Source organism: Streptomyces sp. MBT65, from assembly GCF_016612545.1.
Taxonomy (GTDB): domain Bacteria; phylum Actinomycetota; class Actinomycetes; order Streptomycetales; family Streptomycetaceae; genus Streptomyces.
Genome location: NZ_JAENRY010000144.1, coordinates 13730 through 36870 on the forward strand (window position 1 = coordinate 13730; position 23141 = coordinate 36870).

General features: G+C 63.4%; 14 protein-coding genes and 1 pseudogene. 8 read left to right on the plus strand and 7 right to left on the minus strand.

Translation table 11 applies throughout. The features are described 5' to 3' along the window. Positions 1-105: 105 nt before the first annotated feature. Genes JHN63_RS54375 through JHN63_RS29325 form a run of 3 tightly spaced genes read right to left on the minus strand, consistent with a single transcriptional unit; the run spans position 106 to position 8425 of the window. On the minus strand, positions 106-5145 hold the full coding sequence (locus JHN63_RS54375; protein ID WP_200686255.1) for an FtsK/SpoIIIE domain-containing protein: 5040 nt from the start codon (positions 5143-5145) through the stop codon (positions 106-108). Further along, positions 5142-6593: a hypothetical protein gene (locus JHN63_RS29320; RefSeq protein WP_200686257.1), complete on the minus strand. Its 1452-nt coding sequence runs from the start codon at positions 6591-6593 to the stop codon at positions 5142-5144. Before JHN63_RS29320 ends, JHN63_RS54375 begins: the two co-directional genes overlap by 4 nt. Then, the gene (locus tag JHN63_RS29325) at positions 6593-8425 is read right to left on the minus strand and encodes a hypothetical protein (protein ID WP_200686259.1); all 1833 of its coding nucleotides are present in this window, start codon (positions 8423-8425) and stop codon (positions 6593-6595) included. Before JHN63_RS29325 ends, JHN63_RS29320 begins: the two co-directional genes overlap by 1 nt. A gap of 503 nt (positions 8426-8928) precedes the next feature. Here JHN63_RS29325 and JHN63_RS29330 point away from each other — a divergent pair. From JHN63_RS29330 to JHN63_RS29340, 3 genes are all read left to right on the plus strand, one after another. After that, positions 8929-10074: a DNA cytosine methyltransferase gene (locus JHN63_RS29330; RefSeq protein ID WP_200686261.1), complete on the plus strand. Its 1146-nt coding sequence runs from the start codon at positions 8929-8931 to the stop codon at positions 10072-10074. A gap of 495 nt (positions 10075-10569) precedes the next feature. Further along, positions 10570-11640 (plus strand): DNA cytosine methyltransferase, encoded by a 1071-nt coding sequence (locus JHN63_RS29335; protein WP_200686263.1) that lies wholly within the window; start codon positions 10570-10572, stop codon positions 11638-11640. A gap of 2 nt (positions 11641-11642) precedes the next feature. Continuing rightward, positions 11643-13646 (plus strand): ATP-binding protein, encoded by a 2004-nt coding sequence (locus JHN63_RS29340; protein WP_200686265.1) that lies wholly within the window; start codon positions 11643-11645, stop codon positions 13644-13646. A 438-nt stretch (positions 13647-14084) separates the two neighbouring features. Here JHN63_RS29340 and JHN63_RS29345 read toward each other — a convergent pair whose 3' ends face one another. After that, on the minus strand, positions 14085-15254 hold the full coding sequence (locus JHN63_RS29345; protein ID WP_200686267.1) for a serine hydrolase domain-containing protein: 1170 nt from the start codon (positions 15252-15254) through the stop codon (positions 14085-14087). 73 nt (positions 15255-15327) lie between these two features. Beyond that, the gene (locus JHN63_RS29350; RefSeq protein ID WP_200686269.1) at positions 15328-16671 is read right to left on the minus strand and encodes a transcriptional regulator; all 1344 of its coding nucleotides are present in this window, start codon (positions 16669-16671) and stop codon (positions 15328-15330) included. Positions 16672-16922: 251 nt separating this feature from the next. On the opposite strand from JHN63_RS29350, the gene JHN63_RS53110 reads away from it, so the two are divergent. The 5 genes from JHN63_RS53110 (at position 16923) to JHN63_RS29370 (ending at position 20119) form a co-directional block, all read left to right on the plus strand. Next, positions 16923-17414 (plus strand): ATP-binding protein, encoded by a 492-nt coding sequence (locus JHN63_RS53110; RefSeq protein WP_234477895.1) that lies wholly within the window; start codon positions 16923-16925, stop codon positions 17412-17414. Between the two features lie 44 nt (positions 17415-17458). Next, positions 17459-17731, plus strand: coding sequence for a hypothetical protein (locus JHN63_RS53115; RefSeq protein WP_307782011.1), 273 nt, complete (start codon positions 17459-17461; stop codon positions 17729-17731). A 147-nt stretch (positions 17732-17878) separates the two neighbouring features. Beyond that, a complete protein-coding gene (locus JHN63_RS29360) occupies positions 17879-18046 on the plus strand; it encodes a hypothetical protein (protein WP_167307964.1) in 168 nt (55 codons plus the stop codon). An 85-nt stretch (positions 18047-18131) separates the two neighbouring features. After that, positions 18132-19328, plus strand: coding sequence for a JmjC domain-containing protein (locus JHN63_RS29365; protein ID WP_200686271.1), 1197 nt, complete (start codon positions 18132-18134; stop codon positions 19326-19328). Beyond that, the gene (locus JHN63_RS29370) at positions 19262-20119 is read left to right on the plus strand and encodes an aldo/keto reductase (RefSeq protein ID WP_200686273.1); all 858 of its coding nucleotides are present in this window, start codon (positions 19262-19264) and stop codon (positions 20117-20119) included. The genes JHN63_RS29365 and JHN63_RS29370 overlap by 67 nt, the downstream gene beginning before the upstream one ends. Here JHN63_RS29370 and JHN63_RS29375 read toward each other — a convergent pair. Together JHN63_RS29375 and aspS are read right to left on the minus strand one after the other, a co-directional pair. Then, positions 20107-20964 (minus strand): hypothetical protein, encoded by an 858-nt coding sequence (locus JHN63_RS29375; RefSeq protein ID WP_200686275.1) that lies wholly within the window; start codon positions 20962-20964, stop codon positions 20107-20109. The genes JHN63_RS29370 and JHN63_RS29375 overlap by 13 nt on opposite strands. Before the next feature lie 292 nt (positions 20965-21256). Beyond that, a pseudogene (aspS, locus tag JHN63_RS29380) lies at positions 21257-22566 on the minus strand (aspartate--tRNA(Asn) ligase). Between the last annotated feature and the right edge of the window lie 575 nt (positions 22567-23141).

Genomic DNA, 23141 nt, shown 5'->3' on the forward strand with positions numbered 1-23141 from the left:
CTTGACTGGGTAGTCTCGCCCTTACCCCGGCCTGGTCTTCGCCCCCTTGTGGGCGCGGCACCTGCGATCTCTGATCGGACTGACCAGACACCTGGAGGGGTCTGGTCAGCTCCCGTCGTAGGCCACCTGCAGTCGTATGGTGCCTTTGGCCGTGTGCAGAAAGGCGTCGCCCTGTCCCGCCAGAGCTTCGGCTCCGGTCTCGTCCAGAATGATGCGGCTGTCAGTTGAAGTCTTGACCCGCAGGGCGAGTTGGGCGGGGAAGTTGGAACGGATGGTCGTCGAGATAACGTCCGCGCTCGGGCGCTGCGTGGCTGCGATGACGTGGATGCCGGCAGCGCGGGCCTTCTGCGTCAGGCGCTTGAGCAGCGCTTCGATTTGCTTCTTCTCTTCCGGATCACTGGTGAGGTCGGCGTACTCGTCCAGAACGATGACGATCCAGGGCTTTCGGTCTGCTTTGTCGACCTTGGCGTTGTACTCGACGAGCTTGCGCGTGCGGATCGCTTTCATGTCCTTGTAGCGCACGGCCATCTCGTCGACAGTTTCCTCAAGAATCTCGATGGCGTCGGCGGCGTCCATACCGATCATGCCATCAAGGTGAGGGTCGTCCTCAAAGTCGACAAGCTCGGTGCCCTTGGGATCAACGAGGCGGAGTCGCAGGGTGCCCTTGTCGTACCGGACCAGACCCTTGAGGATCGTGTCCAGGGCGACGGACTTTCCTGATCCAGTAGTACCGGCCACCAGCAAGTGTGGTGAGTCCGCGGAGGACAGGTCGATGGTGACAGGGTTGCCTTCGATGTCGGCGCCCAGCGGGGCGATGAGGCTCTCGGGATCGGTCGGGCACCGCTGCCATAGCGACTCGGCGTCAACTCCGTACTTCTCGTCGTCGATCTTGGGGATCTCGAAGAGCACGGAGCCGCGGTCGCTGCGGGTGCGAATGCTGAACCCGGAGGGCAGTGCCAGGGCCAGGAAGATCTCGTCGCGCCGGTTGGTCAGTTTGTCCACGGTGACCCCAGGACTGGGGATGAACCGGAAGATGTAGAAGCCGGGTCCTTCCTGCCACTTGCCGACCTCCGGAGCGGTGACTGCCACCTTGTGGCGGGCGAAGACGTCAACGACCTTGTTGTATCGAAGTCTCAGTTCCTCCTCGGAGAGCCCCCCGCGGTGATTCTTCAGAGGGACAGGATCTACCTCTGCGGCAGAGTGGCGGGCAACTACTGCTCGCGGCAAGGTTGTTGGAGCAGTCGTTCCGACTGCCTCGACAGGTGCCGTCGGTCCTTCCGGGGTAGGCAGTTCGGCGGAAATTCCTACTGAGAGGGTTGTGGCGACGGCGTGGGGGACCGTCACGGTCCCACTGAGGTCCCCAGAAACAACAAGGGGGTCGGCATTGGTGGGGTCCTGGTTGGCGCGCAGAGCGCCGATGAGGTTGAGCAGTTCGTGCTTGTTCAGCCTCACCAGGGTGTGCTTGCCGAGGGTTCCGACCGCGGGGGCCGGCTGGTCGTCCTCGGCTGAGATAGCCACGGCAACGCCGGTGACTTGACCGAGCTCGACGTCCTCGGAACGTAGGGCGTCAAGGACCTTTGCCTCGACCTGACGGTGGTCGTCATTGCCGATCAAGGTGCGAGCTGGAAGGTCTGCGGCCTGCAGCGCGTTGCCACTGGTCTGAGCGATCGCGGCGGCAAGCTCGTCCAGCCAGAAGGGACGGTCGTGGCGAGCCGCGCCGTCCGAGCGGAAGGCATCCTCGCATAGGTCGGTGGTGCGGTTGAGCTGTACCTCAGCCGAACCGACGTCGAAGGTCTGGCGGAACTTGGACTCGGCGACCAGGACATCCAGGCGAACTGTGCCGTCGTCCTGGATGGTCAGCACGAACCGGCCCAGATCGGCACGGGTTTTGTGTCCGCGGCCGAACCAGCGGTGGTGCTCGTCGAAGCTGATCCAGGTGACCAGGCTCGTGCCCTGCCGAGAGACGGGAAACTGCTGGTCGATGACAAATCGCGTGGCGACCAGGCCCACGACTTCGTTGACCGTGGTGCCGATACCGAGGGAGCGCAGCACGGCGCCAGGGGCCACGTTGCGGCCGACCTCGTAGATTCGCTTAGCGGTGCCTTCGGAGTCCTGCGGGGTGACAACGCCGATCTGCTCCAGGCGGCGCCGCAGCCGCTGGACGACGAATTGCCGACCGGTCTGCGAGCTGACAATGAGAGTGTAGGACTCGTTCTTGCCGACACTGGGCTTGACGAGGATGACGTCAGGGCGGTTGCGCAGGGCATCGATCTGCTCACGGCCGATGAAGCTGTCGAGGGTGACGACCCAATGTGCCACGCGGTGCAAAGTGGCGAACAGGTTTTGGTGCTGGTCGAACTGCACCTGCATCTCGAAGTAGTCGATGCCATCGACACTCTCCCGGGAGACCGGGGAACGGCGGTCGTAGCGCACGCACAAGGTTGACCAGGACTCAAGCGTCTCGTCGGCGGTCTCGGGCAACAGCGCTCTCACGACGTTCTCGCTGGTCTGAGCCAGGTTGTGTGAAGCCGGGTGCTTCCAAGGGTTGAAGGAGCCCGACAAGGACTCCTTCTTAGTGCTCTCCTTGATGCTGGTCTGGGTGCCGAACAGCGCCGGAGCCAGGGCGAGGTCGACAGTGTCTTCCAGCCCTGAGAGATCTGCTTCCTGGTCGGGCTCCCATGCCTGCAGGATGAGTTGGACGTCGGGCAGGAAGGTGTCCTCGGACATCTCCGCACCGGCGAAGTGCAGGTCGAAACCCTGGATGATCTCGTGATGGGTGGCCTGAGGAGCCAGCACGACCAGATCAACTTTCAGACGAGGGTTCTTGGCCCGTACCTGCTTGGCCACGCGCATCGGCAGGACAGGATCGCCATTGCGGTCCAGAAGCAGTACACGTAGGCCGTCAAGCTTGTGGGGGTAGGTCGTCAGGTAGTCGGTGATGACGCGGACCATCTCGTCGATCGCCGTCTCGTCGACGCTGGAGAGCCATTCCTTTGACTCGTTGCCGCCGAGGCGGACCGGGGCGTACTCTTCGTGCCCGGCCGATTCGCGCATTGGGATGGCGATCGTGCCGCCGGGCCCGACGAGGACCGCCGGTGTTCCATGTGGGGAGATGCGGTCGATGGCGTCGAAGAAGAGGTCCTCGTTCTCCTGGTTGAGACTCAGACCTCCCTCCTTGTTCAGGGCAGTCTCGATGCTGCCGGCTGCCTCCGCGTAGTTCTTTGCCAGCCAGCGCAGCTTCAGTGGGTGGGTGGCCAGCATCATCATGCGGTGATCGGCCAGCCCGACGACATCGGTCAGGACGACAGCCTCAAGGTCTGCGTTCGGAGCGTTGTCGGGAACCAGGATGGTGCGAGCTTCGCGGAGTATGCCTTCCCACTCGCGTACGTAATCGTTGATGTTCCCGGCGTCGAGCCCGTCGGCGAACCGCTCGAAGTGCTCTAGCTTGAGGCGCTCCAGCTGACCCGCGAAATGTGATGCAGCCACAGGCACAGGTTCGTCGACCTGCCACTGCCGGGGGTCGTTGAACCTCTCGAGGAAGGTGTCGAAGGTCAGATTGCAGGCATGGCCAGGGGGGTTGCGCCAGCCGTGGATGAGGGCCGCCAGTGCGATCTGCCCGGGGATGCCCAGGGGGTCCCAGCGAAAACGTCGCTGGGCGGCGCCGTCCATCTCGACCAGGATGCGCAGGGGGGCCCACTCGGTGTTCGGATCGAACGGCTCGTCCTCCTCCGGCAGGGGCGGCTTGGTCAGGTCCAGTAGGCAGTCCTTGACCTCCAGGGTCAGGCGAAGACCGGTGGAGTCCTGGACGTCACGCAGGGTGCGTGCGTACAGGAAAGCGAACAGCCAGCGGCTCCACCGACCTGCCTCCTGGTTGCCTTCAAGCCCGACGACGACGGAGCCTTCCTCTTCGTCAGAGAAGTAGGTCAGCTCGCGCAGCAGGGCACGCAGTGGGTCCTGGACGAACTGAGAGTCAGGGAAGGCAAGCTTCTCGACTTTGCGGCGCGACCGCTTGGACAGCAGGTCAGCCAGGGGCTCGGCCCCACCAATGGGAGCCTCGTCAAGGAAGCGCTGGGCGGACTCCTGGTCTCCGCGATCAAGAGCGTCTTCGATCATCATGGCGTCGAACTCGTCGACCCGCTCTGCGTCGGCCCTCTCGATCTCCTGCCTGACCTGTTGGCCTAGGCCGACCTTCTTGGACTTCTGTTCGAAGACTTCAAGCCAGAGGGTCAGGTCCTGCTCGCGGCGCAGCTGACGAGGATCCTGCGGGGTAGAGCCACTGCCATTGAGGTTCTGTATGAGGCTGCGCATGCGCGTTTTGGCGGTCTCGGAGTCCGTACCGATGTGGTCCAGGCACTCCTCGCTGAACTCGGTCGTGGTGATGCGGTCTATCAGGTCGTCCTCGGCGATCTCCTTGCCAGTGGGCTGCTTGAAGGCACTGACCGAGACGTTCTTCTTGATCCGCGCGGGCAGCGCGGCGGGCTTGATGAAGAGTCCCCGGTCCGGGAAGAGGTCCAGAGCGGGCAAGGCTGCAGAGATCTCGGGGTAGACCATGTCAGGGGTGTGGACCTGAGCTGCTGCGACCTTCTGCGCGGTCTCGACCAGGAAGGCCGCCCAGCGGTGCAAGGACCGGGGCTCCTCATCAGTGATGGCACGCCAGATCTCGGGCAGAAACGTGTCCATCAGGGCCGGAACGGTGCCGGTGCCACCCGCCTCCCGCCATGCTTCTGCCATGAACCTGTCGAACCCGCGCTCGCCGGAGGCGTCGTGGTAGTCGCCCAGGATCGTGGCATCGTCAAGGGCATTCATGGCCGCCAGCCCCTGTGCGTCCGGAGACTGCCCCCACTCGAAGAGCAACACCGCCGTACCCTGTCCCGAATTTCGCCACTTGGTCAGCTGGTCCTGCGGATCCAGCAGGTAATCAACAGGTACGCCCTCAATTGGCTGTGAGGTGCCGACCTTCACGACAACCTGACGGTCTGGCGACTCCAACAGCCTCTGGGCCGTGCGGCGGAGAGCCTCGGCAACGGTCTGCTGGTCGAACCCGCTGACTCGCAGGACGGCACGGGCTCCGCTGATTTCAGTGACCTTGCGGAGTGCTTCGTCGGCGACGAACCGACCGAGCGCTCGGATGCTGCTGTCGGTCACCGGGGCTCCCCTCGAACCATGCTGGTTGCATCTGAATATTGAGTGAGCAGACCGATAGCGGCCAGCTTCTCCCGGAACGCCTTGCCGTTGTGGTCAAGGACCGATGGGTCGACCTCATAGGCCAACGGGCTCGCAGCCGCGACCTTGTTCTCCACTACGAGCCCGTACTTCTCGTACAGCAGCGCGCAGAACTGGTCGAACTCCATCTCCGTGCCCTGTGGGACAGTGGCAGATACCAAGCCCTCAAGCATCGGGGGCTTCATGGTGAAGTGCCGGCGCCCGACCGTCGCGTTCAGGGCTCCCACAGCAGCGAGGGTCTCGCTGAAGAACGCTCGGGGCGAGGCGACCGCATTGCCGGCATCCTTGGCGAATCTTTCGTAGCGGCGCTTCCTGGCCTCGTCGCCTTCGGCTTCGATTTCGTCAATCATTTCTCGAGCCTGGACGTTGATCGCGTTGACAATGTCATTGCGGAAGCCGGTGAGGTTCTTCTGCGACTCTCTGCGCAGCGGCGTTGCCTCGTTGCCGAAATCCAACAGGATCGACTCGCGGTCGGTAGCTCCGAGCTTCCGGCGTGCGAGTTGCAGCTGGTGGCGTGCCAAGCAGTACGGGACCCAGTGCATGAGGCTCTCGGTTCGCTTGGCCCTTGGGACCGTCGCAGTCCGACCGACGATGTTGCGAGCCCCTTCCCTCAACAGATCAGGCCACGGGCTGAGATCCTCGTACAGCTTGATTCCTGCGTCTGATCCTTCCACGGGCGCTTCGTCGTAGTCGAAGTCGTGCGCGCTGAGGGCCTTGGCAAGGTTACCCAGCGGGGTGCCGCTGTCCTGCACGAGGTCGTGCAGGCCCTGTCGGGTCGCTTCCTTGCGGTCAGGATCAGAGTCGCTGCGTAGGACCTTGTAGGCCCAGCTGCCACCATCGCGGAAGAGGTATCGCTCGATAGTCGGAGCATTAATGCCAGCAGCGACCTTGTCGGCCTGCTTGCGCTTCTTTGCGCTCTTCCTGGGGGAGGCATCGCTTTGCTTGATTCGCCGTTCGACTGCGTCGTAGTGGATGAGCTCACCGACGAACGGATAGATGTGCGCGCCGAACCAACTGGGCTGGCTACGACGCCCGGGGATCTCGACCAGCAGGGACGAGAATAGAGCGTGGAGCGTTTCCATCGTCTCGGGAGAGTCCAGCTCGACGGCCTTGCCGAGTTCCTCGTCGCCTTCGACGATGCGGGCCTTGGTCGCGATCCGCCGGGCCAGGTCGTGCGAGGTCCTCTTATAGGATGTGTCGGCTCCATTATCCAGGAGTCCTGCGAATTTTTCCGGGTCTTCCTGGTGCGCCAGGTAGACGCCACGGGCGATCGCGAGCATCTCAAGCGAGACGTAGAAACCGCGGCCCTGCTGTTCGATATTTACCCCGAAGAGACGGAGGACGACCTCCGCCTTGGAACGATCAGCCATCACGCACGCACCGACCTGATCTTGTCGCCGACGTCGATCATGAGCTTTCTCATGACGTCGCCCACCAGCACCTGGATCTCGTCGTCCCTATTTGAGGAGTCAGCCAGCTCCGCCAAGGATCCACTCAGGCCGCGGATCTCTGCCTCGTGCTGGACTTCGCTACGCAGACCTGCGGCCCACCGTGTCAGCAATTCGAAGCGCAGAAGGTCCGCTTCCACCGAGACTGCGTCCTTGTCAGGGTCGACAGCAGGGATGCGGATGTAGATGGCCCGGTTGAGCCACTCGACTGCGTTCTGCATCTCGGGGGCGTCGCCCGTGTGGCCTTCCTCTTGCCACTGGGTGACCTGGTCGACGACCTCAACGCCTTTGCTAGGCACGCGTCGGGAGATCACAGCCGCGCGGGCGCGGTGGGTGAAGAAGGCGGGATCAAGTATGAAGAAGTCAGGGTTGCTCCCCGCCCGGTGGATGCCTTGGACGGCCTCGAGGCCCTTGAGGAAGCGGTCCCGCACCCTGGTGTCTGCCGGGTCCCGGTTCTTGTCCTGGACAAGGACGAAGTCGTCGCCAGCCTGCAGGCCCATGCGGGCGAACCGGTCCGTGTTGTCGTCGCTGTTGAAGAAGTCAGCTCGTCGCAGGAACGTGTACAAGCCCCGCAACTGTTCGGCCTGTTTCTGGACATCCCGATTCGTACGAACCTTCTGCAGGTAGCTGCTGGCATCCGCGGGAGGGAAGTCGCCGGCCGTGTCCGGGTCCAGCCGGTCGTCGACCTGGCGGCGGGAGACCTTGCCAGGGTCCAGCTTTCGTAGGGCGAAGAAGGCAGGAACCAGATGACGCTGTTGCTGGGTCAACCGGTCGCCGAAGAGCGCCTGATGATACAAGTGGGGGGCCTGCCACAACCTGTTCGAGTGCGACCGCTGGTACTTGGCATGGACGTTCTCGCAGGACAGGCCGCCGGTGAGCATGTAACTGGTCACTGATAGCGCCTGACGGGTCGTGACTACGGCCCCGGTGCGCTCGGCCGCGGAGAACACTTCCCGGATCGCGTCTCGGCGCTGAGGCCCGCGCGTGGGATCGCTTAGTTCGTTGCGGTTGGCCAGGATCGGGCAGACCTTCCGCGCATCACAGGTCTCGCAGGACTTCCACCGCGACCATTGCGTCGTTGTCCACTGCTTCAGGATCCAAGGAATGAGTCCGCCGTTGGCGCTGTCGGCAGCTACAGACTGGTAGTTGAGGTTGATGACGGTGACTGTGCCGTCGGGGTCGCTGACCTGCCCGCGAACTATGCCCTCTGTGAGGGTCCTCACCAGAATCTTGGCGCGCCCGCTGCCACCTTTGTCAAGGTTGTCATCTTCGGCGACGCACTTGCGCAGTTGGCCCTCGTTCGCGCAGATGATCGCGATGCCCTCGTCTGGAGGGTCAAGCAGCTCAACGAGCTTCCGAGCGCCCGCCTGCGGGCTTAGCTCGCTGAGATCTTTGAGGATGTACAGCGGGCGTCCGCTACGGGTCCGGCCGATAGGACGGCTTGCGTCTCCGGACTCAGACAGCTCGCGGAAAACTTCCTTTCGGACGTCTGCTGCGTTCGTCTCGGCCTCGGTCCGCAGCTCGGCCAGAAGGCTGGCACACAGGCTGGTCTTGCCGTGTCCGGCGTCCCCGGTGAGGACGATGGTCCTCATGGTGGGTCGCTCAATGGCGTTCAGCAGGTACTTCAGCGTCACGACGGTGAACAGCGGCTGCGCCCAGTCTGCCTGCAGCTCGTAGATCATCTCAGAGGTGTCGGCGTCGAACGGCTGGTAACGACGTATCCGTTGGACGTGCTTGTTGACCTCTAGCGGCATGCTGCTGTCCTTTGTCGACCGGGCCCGGAGCGCGCTGCAAAATTTTAGCTGCCAGCGCTCCTGACGGTAGATCAAATTCCAAGTCAGACCGCTCAAGTGCGCCTGGTTCGCCAGTGTGTGGCTGTGTCACGGATCTTGAGACTCCATGATCGCTGCGCTTGATGCTGCGGTGCTCGATGTTGACTGCGATCGCGTTGAGGAGGTGCGGCACGTCGGCCTTGTCGATGCTGTGGTACCAACAGCGCGGCGCTGATGGCCGTTGATGAGTTCGTTCAAGGGCCCGTGACGCCGGAAGGCGAGGCGTAGAACTGTCGTGATCGGCACGTCAGGCGACACCTAGGTATCGGTCTACCGCACGCCCTCACTCTTGATCGAGTACGATGACCGCTCGTTCCGCCGGTTCTACAAGCAAGCGCAGATGGGGGTCACACGTGGGTGAGCGGCACCCCTTGCGGGCCAAGCGGCGGCCGAAGTTCGAGGAGGGGGTTGGCTCCCTGCGAGTCGTGGACCTCTTCGCCGGCTGCGGTGGCCTCACCCTCGGTATTGCCCAGGCAGCCCGGAAGTACGACGTCTCGCTTGACGTTCGTCTGGCAGTTGACTTTGAGGCAGCTCCCACCAAGGTCTTCAAAGCTAACTTCCCCACAGCCAACGTCCAACAGGGAGCCGTCGAATCCTACTTCGATGGTGCCCTTGGTGCCTCGTTGACCGCTCGGGAGGCCGAGACTGTCTCCATGGTGGGTGAGGTGGAGCTTCTGATCGGCGGTCCGCCGTGTCAGGGCCACAGTAACCTCAACAACCACACTCGCCGTGACGATCCCAAGAACCGGCTGTACTTGCGTATGGCGCGTGCCGCAGAGGTTCTGCGCCCTAGTGTAGTCGTCATCGAGAACGTGCTGGCCGTTGTCAATGACAAGCAGCAGGTGGTCTCCCGCGCTATCGTTCACCTCAAGAAGCTTGGATACGAAGTCGCCACCAGTCGTGTCGACCTACTCAAGCTCGGTGTCGCCCAGACGCGCAAGCGCCACATACTCCTGGCCGTCCGCGAAGACGCGCTGCCCTTTGGCTTTTCGGCTGCTGACCTGCTGCAGATCGAAGACCACAAGGCCACGCCCCATGACCTGCGTTGGGCGATCAGCGACTTGCTTGACGTTCGGCCGAAGTCATTCTTCGATGAAGCTGCTGTCCCCAACCCGGACAACCAGCGACGTATGAAGTATCTCTTCGAGAACGACGAGCACAATCTACCGAACGAAGAGCGCCCTGAATGTCACCAGGGCACACATAATTACACCTCAATGTATGGCCGTTTGTGGTGGGACCGTCCGTCTCAGACTATTACCAGCGGTTTCGCGACGATGGGTCGCGGACGGTTTGTCCATCCTGGTATCCCCCGATGCCTGACCGCCCATGAGGCCGCGCGTATCCAGGGCTTTCCAGACTATTTCAAGTTCGTCGACGAGCGAGCCAAGCCTCGCTACGAGCTGAATCGCACCGAGGTTCAGATCATTATTGGCAACGCCGTACCTCCGCCTCTGACCGAGGCGCTGACCTCCAAGCTCTTCGACGCTGAGGTTCTGCAGGCGAAGGACTATGCTCCCCAGTCGCTTGAGGACGACTTCGCTGCCTCTGCTGTCGACCTCGCCTGCTGAGCCTGAAACAGGCTGGTTCCATCCGAAAGTATTTGAGGTGGGCGAATCACCTGCTGGCGGCCTAGTAGTTGGTCACCAAGCTGGCGTAGCCATTCCCTTGGTGCACTTGGCGAGCCTTCCTTGGCTGCCTGCTGAGTTGCGGTCACTAATTAACGGTCATGCCATGAGTTTTTCGGATTTTCAGCGGCCGACATGAGCGCTGGCCGGCGGTGGACGCTCGTGTCGAGAGTGGGGTTGAGGGACTGGTCTGCGGAAGGAGCACTCCGCCGGACCGCGGGTTCACGCCCTGTCGGCGCCAGCCCTTCCCCAAGGCTCCCCGTTCGAGTGGGCACGGTTGCGGCAGCTACTAGGGCTCGCTGCTCGGCGTGACGTGTTACAGCGGCTGGCGTAGACGCACGAGAGAGCCCCTGGCCTTGCTGTGCTTCCAGCAGGCAGCGGTGGGTTCGTTATCCACAGCCATCGACGACCCTGGGGTGGTCGCGCTACCGTATCTGCATGTCTGCATCAGAGCCTCTAGTTTCGGCCATTGACTTGTTCTGCGGTGCAGGTGGACTGTCGCTCGGCCTCAAACAAGCTGGCGTGAAGGTGGCGGCGGGGATCGATCTGGATCCGGCGTGCGCTTACCCATTTAAAAGGAACATTCGTTCTAAATTTCTGCAAGAGGATGTAAGTCGAATTACTGGCGAGCACCTCAAGGCGATCTGGAAAGGCGAGAGCCCGTTTAGGTTGCTCGCGGGCTGTGCACCTTGCCAGCCATTCTCAAGTCATCGACGCGGTGCGGACACGAGTTCGGAACAGAACTGGGATCTTTTGACGCAGTTCTCTCGCCTTGTGGACGAGACTCTCCCAGACTTCGTAACTATGGAGAATGTTCCTCGACTAGGGAAGATGGAAGTATTCCAGAAATTCGTCGGTAACCTTCGAGAGCAAGGGTATGCCGTCGACTTTGGAAGTCTCTACGGTCCAGACTTTGGCCTTCCGCAAGAGCGGCGCCGACTCGTTCTAATTGCTTCCAAAGTGGGTGTCGTACGCCTTCCTTCCGGAAACACTCCCAAGAGCAAATACAGGACAGTCAGGCAAACCATCGGAGGGCTTCCCGCTCTTCAACATGGTGAAAAGGACCCTCAGGATCTTCTGCACACGGCTCGGCATCTAACGCCCATCAATCTTGCACGGATGCGTGCGTCACGGCCCGGTGGGACGTGGAGCGATTGGCCGGACGAGCTTTTGGCACCGTGCCACAGAAAGAATAGCGGTGCTAGCTTCAAGGCGTTCTATGGACGCATGGTTTGGGATGTTCCGTCACCAACGATTACGACACAGTCTTTTAATTTCGGTACGGGGCGATTTGGTCACCCGGAACAGGACCGAAGCCTGACGCTGAGAGAATCGGCAATGCTTCAAGGGTTCCCTCGCGGCTATAGATTCGTGCCAGACGGGGAGCAGCCTTCAATGCAGGCGGTAGGTCGGTTGATTGGTAACGCTGTGCCACCGGTATTTGGTCGGTCGGTTGGTAATGTCCTGATTGAAAAGGCTCGTACCGTCTCTAAGGAGCTGTCATTGTGAGTATGACCGAGCCGTTCACCTTCAGGGTTGACCTCGCAGTCGTTGAATCGCTTGGGATCAACCTGTACAGCAACGCGGCTGCTGTTCTTTCAGAGCTGGTTGCCAATGCCTGGGATGCGGATGCTAACAAAGTTAGCATTACGTGGGGTGATGACGGCGACGAGATAACGATTGAAGACGACGGCATCGGTATGACTCGGGATGAATTGAACGAGAGGTATCTGACCGTCGCCTATAAGAAGCGAGATCGGGAGGGGACGATTTCGCTTAGGCATAATCGCCCCTTCATGGGGAGAAAGGGAATCGGCAAACTTTCCGTATTCTCTCTAGCTGGTGAGGTATTGGTTTACTCTGCCAGAGGGGGTGAGCGTAACGGGTTCCATATCAAGCTCAATGATCTAAGGCAGAGCATCGCCGAAAAGAAGGTTTATCACCCGGCCCCGGTGGATATTCCCGATGACCTTCCTGCTGAGGGTACGAGGATTGTTCTGCGTGAATTAAACCGCAAGCGTACTGGGGTTTCTGTCACGGCTCTGCGTCGTCGGATAGCCCGCCGGTTCGATGTGCTGAGATACGAGAGTAGTGATCCAGCACGGTTTGCCATCGAGATTGACGGCAGCCCGGTCACGTATAAAGACCGTGAAGACCTCAGGCGGCTGGAGTACATCTGGCAGCTTGGTAGTGAGGAGATCTCAGCCAGCGACACGCCGAATACTAAAAGGCGGTGGGTAATTTCTGACAACGCGGTCGACTCTGCACGTGGTTGGCATCTTGACGGGTGGTTTGGGACCGTTCGTAAGCCGGACGAGCTAAACGACCCTGAAGACACCCAAGAGTCTTTGCGCAACATTATTATCTTGGCTCGTCGGCGTCCGATCCAGGAGGGTATCTTGGATCAACTTGATTTCAACAAGATTTTCGGGAGCTATGTAACTGGACAGATTCGCGCCGAGTTCCTTGACCTAGATGATGGTTCTGACGACATTGCTACTAGTGATCGCCAGAGGTTGATTGAGGATGATGAGCGAGTAAAACTTCTCGTCGCGAAACTCCGAGAGTTCTTCAATGCTGCCGCGCAACAGTGGTCTGACGAGCGCCCGAAGCAAAAGTTCATTGAATTGACCGATCGTTACCCGGTGGTTAGAGAGTGGGTCGAAGATCGACCGGACACTCAACGAGCAGCAGCTCGCAAACTAATCAGCACGGTCGCAGCCCTACAGCTGGATATTGAAGAGCAGCGTCCTCAACTGTATAAGTCGAGCATTCTCGCGTTCGAAAGGCTAGCTCTTGATGCCACGACTCAAGAGCTAGAGAAGTTCGCTAACGGCCTTTATGCTGCGGACGTTCTTCCGCTACTCGCAAATGCGCGATCCTATGAAGATGCGCTTTATGTGCAGATTCTTCGGTCGCGTTTGGAGGCAATAGAGAAGCTTGAGCATATGATTAACAAGGATGAGTTGGAGAAGGTGCTACAGAAGCACCTCTTCGAAAATATGTGGCTCCTGGATCCCTCTTGGGAGGGTGCAACAGGTGATGCGGATATGGAGATTAGCCTATCCAGGATTCGAAACGGGATCCTCTTCACCAGGTCGGAAGAGGAGAACCAGAAGCAGGGCCGCATTGATATCCAGTATCGTACTGCCGCTGGCGTTCACATGATCGTCGAGTTGAAGAAGTACGGTCGAAAAACCACAGTAGATGAGTTGAAGGAGCAAGGCGCAAAGTACCACGAGGCTCTATCGGAGGTTATTCGAAAGAGGGGTGAACCTGTAAAGAATATCTCGCTGGTATTCGTTTTGGGGCAAGAGCCTGATGCTGGATACCTAGGGGGGCAGGACCTTGCTGATGTCGTCAGTCGTCAACTCGAACACATCAATGGTCGAGTTCTATACTATGAAGAGCTGCTTGCCACAGCTCAGAAGAGGTACAAGGACTATCGTGACAAGAAATCGGACATGACAAAGCTAGACGCCATTCTGCGAGTGCTCGATGGTGAGGATGATTGACCTGCCGTGTGTACCAGGGGCCACAACCACGGCGCAGGTCTTTGGCATGCCCTTGGCTTCCTTCAAGCCGCACGGGATGCGTAATTGCCCGATGGGGAATCCTTCAGGTTGCTGATTGGCGGAGCGGGTGAGGCGGACGGGCTGGGCGGTGTGCCCCAGCGCGGTCTTTACGGACAGTTCAAGTCCGTCATCTGTGGGGCTGAGTCCTGTGACCTGCAGAGGTGGCGTTTCCACCGTGGCAGGGCCAATTGGGATGCTCTGGCCGAGGATCTCGGCCCGAGAGTCGTCCACGAGCCCGGTCCCTTGAAACAAGACCACTGGTGCCGGCGAGCTTACGGATCTGAGGAGTGCCGTCGGCAGTGGGTGTGGCGGTCATGATGGTAGCGACTTCCGCGGTACGACCAGTGAGGAGCACGTAGGCTCCAAGACAACAGCCACCTACATGAGCGACCTTCGTACCGCGTTGGCCAGCAAGGCAGCGCGCACATCGTCCCCTCCGATGATGTTGTTCATCACGTAACCGAAGGCAACTCCGTGCTGAGGGTCGGCGAACCCGAGTGAGCCGCCTCGTCCCGTGTGGCCGAAGGAGTTTGGGCCGGCCATGGGGTTGGGCTCGGTGGGCAGCATGAATCCAGAACTGAATCGGCTTGGGATCAGCATCACTTGATCCTTCCCGCCCGCTTGCTCCTTGGCCGCAGACTCCAGGCTCTCCGGAGTGAGCAGGCGCGTACCGTCCACCTTGTTGATGAGCGCGGCGTACATGCGCGCCAGCGCGCGTGCAGTGCCGACGCCGTTGGAGGCTGGGAGTTCCGCGGCCTGCACCTCTGGCGAGCCGAAGTCGATCTCGGCGGGGTCGGTGACCATGTACGCCCTATTGCTGAACGACTGCGGATCCCGCCACGCGGCCACCTGTTCGCGGAGTTCCTCGGGAACCGACTCGGCGGGAACGGTGGTGAGGTCGATGGCCGGTCGCTGGTACACCATGCGGCTGACCCGGTCGCGTTGTTCCGCTGGCAGTCCGATGAAGAAGTCCAACCCAAGGGGGGCGGCGATCTCGTTGGCGAAGAAGCAGCCCGGCGTCTGGCCGGATACCCGGCGGATCACTTCGCCGACGAGCCAGCCCCAGGTTCGGCCGTGGTAGCCGTGCGCTGTGCCTGGAGTCCACTGGGGACGCTGGGCGGCTAGTGCGGCCGCCATCGGGTGCCAGGCCAACGCCTCGTTCAGCGGGACGGGTTGGTCCAGTGTGATCAAGCCGGCCTGGTGGGACAGCAGCCAGCGCACCGGGATGTCTGCCTTGCCGTTCGCGGCGAACTCCGGCCAGTACTTCGCCACCGGCGCGTCCAGGTCCAGCACACCGCGCTCGGCCAGCATGTGCGCCGCGGTCGCGGTCGCCCCCTTGGTTGCCGAGTAGACGAGCTGCAGCGTGTCCCGCGTCCACGGCCGACCGGTCTCGGGGTCGGCAATGCCACCCCACAGGTCCACCACCGGTCGGCCGTACTGGTACACGCACACCGCTGCGCCGATATCCCCGTGCTCGGAGAAGTTCGCTGCGAACGCCTCACGCACCGGTTCGAACCCAGCCGCGACCTCACCGTGGATCGTCGTCATGCCGTCCATCCTGGCATTGCGGCGGCATGCTCTGACGGGGACGGGCTCTGCCTCGCAATCTGAGAGGTGGCGGTCACGCCGCGACGGGCACGGCCTGAAGGCGCTCGCGGAACTCACGGACAGCGGGGACGGACTTGCGCGGTTCGAGGTGTGCGGAGAACTCCTTCAGGCGGTCCAGCGCCCGTACGGAACTGACACTGCTCTCCAGGAGTTCCGTGCCGTAGTTCGCAGCGTCGAGCGCCCCGTCCAGGTCACCGCCGGCGAGCCGAGCCTCGGCCAGGCGGCTGGAACGTACGGCCTTGTCCCGAGGAGCCGCGCTCTTCACGGAGGTCTCCAGGGAACCCGTCGCGCGCTCCACCTGCCCGGACCGCAGCAGGACCTTGCCCTCGGTCGACTTCAGCTGGGCCTCGCCGAACCAGTTGAGCCAGTCCGGGTTTTCCTCCGTCGTGTGGTGCTCCCAGTGGGACACGGCGCGGTTGAGCGCTGTTCCGGCCTTCGCGTGGTCACCGTCGCGGGACAGCGCCTCGGCCTTGTGCAGGTAGAGGAAGGACTGGGTGTACGGCGACAGCGTGCGAGGGGCGTTGTCGATGGCGGTGGAGATGAGGTCGACGCGCTCGGCGGTCCGTCCGGCCTCGGAGACGTGAACGCCCATCTCCGCCAGGATGAAGGCACCGAACGCGTCGTCTCCAGCGGTACGGGCGCTGCGCAGAGCCCCGACGTAGTAGCGCTGGCCGGCGGACCGCAGCCCCGCGTCGTAGGCCATCCAGCCGGTCAGGTGCGACACTCGGGCTGCCAGGGCGTAGAGGCGGATTCGGATGTTCTCCGTGTACCTGGCGGTGCTCAGGAGGCCGGTGACGAGGGCGAGATCGCCGCGCGCCTGCTCCAGGAGCGTGGCGCCGCCGAGTTGGTCGTCGAGGGTGCGCAGCGTGCTGATGCGCTGCTCGATCGTCGAGACCATCGTGTCCGTGACCTGATCCCCGCCCAGGGCCGAGGCGAAGGCGGACGGCGCGTCCACCCAGCTCGCCGCGAGGCCCGTCAGGGCGACGCCGGTGATGGTGAGAAAGCCCCGGCGGTCCATGCGGCCACTCCCCACGAGTTCGGACAACGCCTCAACGGTACCGGCCTCGGTCCACGGCGCGGTGAGCCCCGTGACCTCCCAGACCGGCAGCCACCAGGGCCAGCCTTCCTTCCGTGCCTGCTCGTACGGGACGCGCAGCAGGTCGGCGAGTACGCGCTGGGCATCCGCGTCCGGCTCCTGCCCCTGTTCCCACTTCCACACGGTGGTCCGGTTGGTCGCGAGCGGGATTCCGAGCGACCGCCCGTGCGCCTGCATGAGCCGGGCGAACTCGGCCTTCCCCCATCCACGCGTCTGGCGGAGGAAGCTCAGCGGGTGGAGCGCCAACGGCTCACCAGGCATGTCATCACTCCCGTCATCCCCTCAAGGCGTAGTGGGGAGGCTACTTCGCGTGGCCGCATACGGGGAGGGCGTCCCCAGGAGGAACCCCCTAGAAACGTTCCGCCTTGCTGGCTGGGGCCGTTGACTGAATATCAGCCGTCCACGGAGCCCGCGCAGGGTGCAGCTTCCGGAACGGTTCTCAGATCGGCGGCTCCGTCCCTGTTTCCCCGTCGGGGACGGAGCCGCTCTCCAACTCCTCGGAGGCGTCAGCCATGCCCACGCTTGCCCATCGGTTCGTCCTCGCGGGTGATGAGAGGGAAGTTTCCCTCGCCCGGCGCACGGTCGTCGACAAGGTGCGTGCGTGGGGTGTGCCGTTGAACGACGACGCGGCTGACGCCATCCGTCTCGTCGCCTCCGAGCTCGTCAGCAACGCCGTGGTCCATGGGGAAGGGCCCGTCACCGTCACGCTGTACCACCGGCCCGGCCGCCTGGTGATCGACGTACTCGATGACAACCCTGCTGCTCCGCAGATGAGTTGTGCCCAGGCCGACGACGAGAGCGGGCGCGGCCTGGCGCTGGTCGAGCTTCTCGCTTCGCGGTGTGCCTGGGAACCCGTCGGCCAGGGCAAACGCGTATGGGCGGAGATCGCGCTTCCCAAAGCGGCGCCCGCCATCCGAGCTGCCGTCCTGCGCAGGCTATTCGCGCTACGGCCTAAGCGCGGCGTGGTAGCTGAGCCCGAGTCGCTCACTCTGGCGGTCGCGTGATGGGACGACACACCTTACGAGCGAATCCGCTTCCTGATCCCGACGTGGTCTTCCGGCCCACCCGCCGAGACATCGACCCCGTCACCGGAGAGCCCACTGACTACGCGCTATGGGACCGCCACGAGTGGCAGGCGCGAGGCGAGTGCTGGCTGTGGTGCGGACGTGACGACGTCGAGGTGACGTGGATCGGGCCCGTCCGGTCGAGCGGCATGCACGCGGCCCTCTACGCCTGTCGTGCCTGTCTGTATGAGCTGGACCAGCGCGTTCTGGAGATCAACATGCGCGAGGACGTCGGCGTCCTGCCGAACCACCGCTGACCTGCCCTGTCCCTGGCGTCGGACTGCCGCTCATCGAGCGGCCAATGACTGCCGCCCCACCGCAACCCACGTCTCCCACGGCCGTGGGGCGGCCATAGACCTCCCGTCGGAGTCCTGACGCGAGAACCGAAGAGGAAGGAGTACGAGGTGGCAGAGCCCACGACACCGCCTCCGGCCCGAAGTGGCCTCCTGGTGGCGGTGCAAGAGCTGACCGCCGTCCACGACCGGTACGACAGCCTCCGGTCGGACAACCAGGGTAGTTCCGGCGACGCGCCGTGGCCGGGTGGCGACGGCAACCTGCACGACAGCGAGTAGGCACCAAGCGGTGGGGGTCGGCGTGGTCGGCCTCGCTGGCCCTCACCGTGTCCGCATCAGTGGTCGAACCCGTGGAGGACGCACGATGGAACACCGGTTGATCAGTGCTATCGAGGCAGCGCTCGGCTGGAGTGGAGCCGAGGAGCTGGGCAAGGACTTCGTACGCGGGAGCATGGAAGACCCCGCACTCGTCTCCCGCATCATGACTCCGAACCGCCTGCTTGACGTCGCGATGCGCAGGAGTCTGAACCGCCCGCAGTTCCGGTGCTTCCAGAAGGGCGAGGAGGTCCACCCGGCCATCTACTACACCGACAGCGTCAGCCCCCGCGGCCAGAGCATCTCCATGGTCAACATGCGCAGCCTGGGCAGGCTCCTGGGCCAAGGCGCGACGGTGATCATGGACCAGGCCAACGTATTCGACCCAACGATGGAGGTCGCCTGCCGAGCCCTGCAGTGGTGGTCCCGCGAGCGGGTCCAGGTCAACGCGTACCTGACGACGAACGACGCCTCCGGCTTCCCTCTCCACTGGGACGACCACGATGTCGTCATCGTCCAGCTCGCGGGTGAGAAGGAATGGGAGGTCCGCGCTACCTCCCGCGCGGTCCCGATGTACCGGGACGCCGACCCCAACACCACTCCGAGCGACGAGATCATCTGGTCCGGCCTGATGCGGACCGGCGACGTCATGCACATCCCCCGAGGCCACTGGCACCAGGCGACACGGACCGGCAGCGGCTCCGGCAACAGCCTGCACGTCACGTTCGGCATCACCAAACGCACGGGGGCGAGCTGGCTCGCGTGGCTGGCCGACTGGTGCCGCGAACACGAAATCTTCCGCCACGACCTTGACCGCTGGCACGGAACCGGCACCACCGCGCTGACCGAGGCCGCCGCCCAGCTGGTCAGCGAGCGTCCGCCAGCCGACTTCTTCGACGCGTACGAGCAGGCGACGACCCTGCCTCGGCACGTGCCGTTCCTCAACATACTTGGGCCGCTCGACGCCGTGGTGTGCACCACCCATTTCCCGCCCCAGATTCACGCGTACGGAGAGACTGTCGACGTCGTGGCCTCGGGGAAGAAGCTCACCCTCGCGGCCAAGGCGCTGCCCGCCCTACGTCTGCTGCTCAGCGGCAGGCCCGTTGAGCTGGAACAGGCCGCGGCGGTCGTCGGAGCGGAAGTAACGGAGGTCGCCGGGATCCTGGTGAAGGAGGAGCTGTGCGCGGTGCTGACCCCCGAGTTGTTCTCGGGCTACACCGGTCTCGTCACGAACGCCAGCTCCTGACCGGGGCGCTCGATCTCGGCGTCACAGCGCTTGACACCAGCACCAACTACCTCGGCTTCCGATCGCATCAGGTCCTGGTGCAGACGGCCGGCGACCTGCTGCCGAAGTTCACCGTCTCCACGAAGGTGGGCTACTTTCCAGGACCGGGCGGGGCGGAGCATTCCTTGAAGCCCGTACGGCTGCACGCGGCTGTGGAACAGGCGGCCAGGGACCTGGGGCAGGAGCCGGATCTGGTGTTCCTGCACAACCCGGAACACTCGCTCCGCGAGGCGGGCCCGCATAGCCAGGAGGTGCTGTCAGAAGCGTGCGCTGCCCTTGATGACGCCACGAGCAAGGGCCTGTGCGCCGCCTGGGGCATCGCGTCCTGGGATCCCTCATCCCTGGTCGGACTGATCGGCCTGACCGTACCGAGGCCAGCGACCCTCATGGTCCGCGCCGGCCTGCTCGTCGGAGTCAGAACGCTGGACGCCGCGGACGCCCTCATCAGGGCGTGGGACCTGGACTCCAGCCAGGCATGGGGCATGAGCCCCTTCGGCGGCAGCACCAGCGACTCGGTGTGGGCCAAGATCGACCCCCGTGTCTTCCTCGGTGACAGCCGCCAACTCTCGCGTGTGCAGGCGGCGTTCATAGCCGCCTATCACCTGCCGAGGGTCGGAACTGTGGCTGTGGGCACTGATGAGCCCGCCCATCTGGGCGACCTCGTCGGCGCCCTGGTCGGCAAGGTCGAGGAACGAACGGTCCAGGAGTACCGGAGTCTCCTGCGAGACCGTTCACGCGATCAGCCGGTCTGAAGCTCTTTGATGGCCTGTTCGGCCATGCGCCGGGCGGGTTCGAGCCGAGGGTCTTCTGGGTGCGCGTACGGCCCGAGGATCTTCGAGCAGGCAAGCAACGTCATCAACTTGCCGTCCCGGCTCTCGAAGTCGGACCGGCGCTCGTGCCATACGCGATCGGCCAGAGCCGGGACAGCAAGGGAACTCGCCCACAGTGAGGCCGAGTCCAGCCCCTGCGGCGCGTTACCCCAGTCCTCCCAGTCGAAGAGACTGAACGCCGGAGCGGTCATGTTGGCCCAGTTCAGGTCTGCGTGGGCTGGCACCCACTGCTCGATGGTCGTATCGAGATCGCCGGGGAAAACACCGCGGATGGACTCGGTGACGAGGGCCTGGGTGATGGTGTCGGTGTCCGGTGTGGCGATGCGGCTCGTGCTCTGGGCCGCCAGCGCGTCCAACGACGTGTTCAACGCTTCCCACCAGTCGTCCGGCAGTTCCGGGGCTTCACTCAGGATGGCGTTTCCGACAGGAGCCCCTGGCATGAGCTCGGTTTCGTCGGCTCGCCACATCACCGGCTCGTCCGTGGCCCGCCAGACGACACATCCGTGCCATTCGGGTTGGTCGATGCCCTTCAGACGGGCGGCACTCTCGGTCCCGTTCCACCCCTGGTCGGAGATCTTGTCGAGCAGGCGCCGCTCGATCCGCACCCAGGTGTCGCGGTCGGTTCTGGCCCCCACGGATCGGCGCTTGTGCACCATCGTCTCCGGGAGCAGTCCCACTTGGAGAGACCGCTCGACGCGATCAAGAACCTCGTCAACCGGCTGTACGCGTAGGTCGACAGCCTGACCCGTGGAGACCGAGAGCGTCATGGACGCGACCGTAGCAGTGGTGCGGTGAGAGGCGCCCGTCGCCGAGGTGCGGGCGGTAGCCGTCGGCCACTCCAGAACCCGACTGCAGGGTCCCCACCGCCGTCCTGCTGTATCTGGACTCCGCCCCGGACGCCCATCCCGCGTGCGGCCTGAGCTTGGAGCGGCTGCGCGAGATGGTGGCCCTGATCGGTTCGTCCGGGCCCCACCGCCCGAAGGCCGGGGGTGGGGCGGACCAGCTCTGCTGGGAGGAGGTGCTGGGAACTGCTCAAGCCCAGATCGTCCGTGAGGCTGGCTACGGGGTGAGCCGGTTCGGACCGCGGAAGAGGAAGCTTGCTTCGCGGATGGAGTCCAGCCCGAGCATCACCATCAGCACCCGGCCGAGACCCATGCCGAGGCCGCCGTGGGGCGGGCATCCGTACCGGAACGCGTTCAAGTAGCCCTGCATCGGCTCGTGGCTCACGCCCTTCTCGACGGCCTGCTTCAACAGCACGTCGTATCGGTGCTCGCGCTGCGCGCCAGTGGTGATCTCCAAACCCTTCCAGAGCAGGTCGAAGCTCAGGGTCACGCTCGGGTCGTCGGCAGCCCGCATGTGGTAGAAGGGCCGGATGCCGACCGGGTAGTGCGTGACGAACACGAACTCGTGCCCGGTGGCCCCCTTGATGTGGGCCGAGATGCTCCGCTCGCCTTCCGGGTCCAGGTCTTCCTTCACCCCTGCCGGGTCCCAGCCGCCCCTCCGCAGGATCTCCCGCGCGTCGGCCATGGTGACGCGCGGGAAGGGCGTCGTGGGCACAGTGACCTTGACGCCGAAGTGCTCGGCGATCGCCTCACCGTGCGCGTCGGCAACCTTGGCGATCGCGTGGGCGAGCATCTGCTCCTCGAACGCCATCACATCCTCGACGCCGTCGATCCAGGCCAACTCCACGTCGACGCCGGTGAACTCGGTGGCGTGCCGGGAGGTGAACGACGGCTCGGCACGGAAGACCGGCCCGATCTCGAAGACCTTGTCGATACCGGCCGCGATCGCCATCTGCTTGTAGAACTGCGGCGACTGCGCCAGGTAGGCGCTACGGCCGAAGTAACCGACCTCGAAGACCTCCGCGCCGGACTCCGAGGCGGTGCCCATGAGCTTGGGGTGTGCATCTCGGTGACGCCCTGCACGAAGGCGTACTCGCGCATGCCCTGCTCCAGGGTGGTCTGCACGGCGAACAGGAGCTGAGTGGCAGGACGGCGGCGCACGTCCAGGAAGCGCCAGTCCATCCTCTGCTCCAGCCCTGTGTGCTCGTTGATGGGCAGCGGCGTCGCGGCCGGGTTCAGAACCTCGACAGCCTCGGGGACGATTTCGAGGCCACCGAGCTTGACCTGGGCTGCGTCGACGACGCGTCCTGTGATCCTGACTGCGGACTCGGAGGTGAGAGCTTCGAGTTGGGCCTCCAGCGGCCCGTTGTCGCGCTTGTGGGTCACCTGCACCATGCCGGTGTGGTCGCGCACGATGACGAACTGCATGTGGCGCTGCAGGCGGAGCGTGTTCACCCATCCGCAAATGGAAACGGTACGGCCAACGTGTTCTCGCAAGTCGGAGACGAGTACGCGGCTGTGGATCATTCGGTCCTCCGAAGGACGTCGTCATGATCCCTTGGGAGTGCGGGCGAGAAGGGCAACTCGCGGTACCACCGCACTTTCGCCGCCACATGGTGGCGGCCTCGTTCAGGCCCAGTAACGGGGGCCAGCCGGCGGGGCATTGGACCACCAGACAGGGTCGTCCCTCCCCGCGCTCAGGAGGGTCTTCACCACAGGATGCGAGACCGCCTTCCCAGCTTCCAGCGGCTCTCTCTGCTCGCGTGATCTGCGGATACTCGTCTCCATCAACGCGTTGCCCAGCAGGATACGGAGCGGGCAGTGACAGCAGCAATCAAAAAACGGGCGGGCAGCCAGAGACGCATGAAGGAACGCGGTTTACTCGCTCGTCGTCATGCCGTCTGCCCCTTCCGTCCTCAGGCAGAACGAGGCAGCTGGCCCCTACGCACGAGGGTAAATTTGTCCGCCTTCTTTCCAGTTCGCCAGCGGCAGACAGGAAAACCCCTGAAATGACTGGTGCCCGGCCGCAAGCCATGTCAACGTACACACCCCGCCAGAACACCCACCCCCGAACCCACGGAGGCGCCCCTGTACCCGCACCA

Coding starts and splice junctions, on each gene's coding strand:
- JHN63_RS29335 (WP_200686263.1), top strand. CDS start 10,570: ATGTCTGCATCAGAGCCTCTAGTTTCGGCCATTGACTTGTTCTGCGGT.
- JHN63_RS29325 (WP_200686259.1), bottom strand. CDS start 8,425: ATGCCGCTAGAGGTCAACAAGCACGTCCAACGGATACGTCGTTACCAG.
- JHN63_RS29375 (WP_200686275.1), bottom strand. CDS start 20,964: ATGACGCTCTCGGTCTCCACGGGTCAGGCTGTCGACCTACGCGTACAG.
- JHN63_RS29320 (WP_200686257.1), bottom strand. CDS start 6,593: ATGGCTGATCGTTCCAAGGCGGAGGTCGTCCTCCGTCTCTTCGGGGTA.
- JHN63_RS29350 (WP_200686269.1), bottom strand. CDS start 16,671: ATGCCTGGTGAGCCGTTGGCGCTCCACCCGCTGAGCTTCCTCCGCCAG.
- JHN63_RS29345 (WP_200686267.1), bottom strand. CDS start 15,254: ATGACGACGATCCACGGTGAGGTCGCGGCTGGGTTCGAACCGGTGCGT.
- JHN63_RS53110 (WP_234477895.1), top strand. CDS start 16,923: ATGCCCACGCTTGCCCATCGGTTCGTCCTCGCGGGTGATGAGAGGGAA.
- JHN63_RS29365 (WP_200686271.1), top strand. CDS start 18,132: ATGGAACACCGGTTGATCAGTGCTATCGAGGCAGCGCTCGGCTGGAGT.
- JHN63_RS29340 (WP_200686265.1), top strand. CDS start 11,643: ATGACCGAGCCGTTCACCTTCAGGGTTGACCTCGCAGTCGTTGAATCG.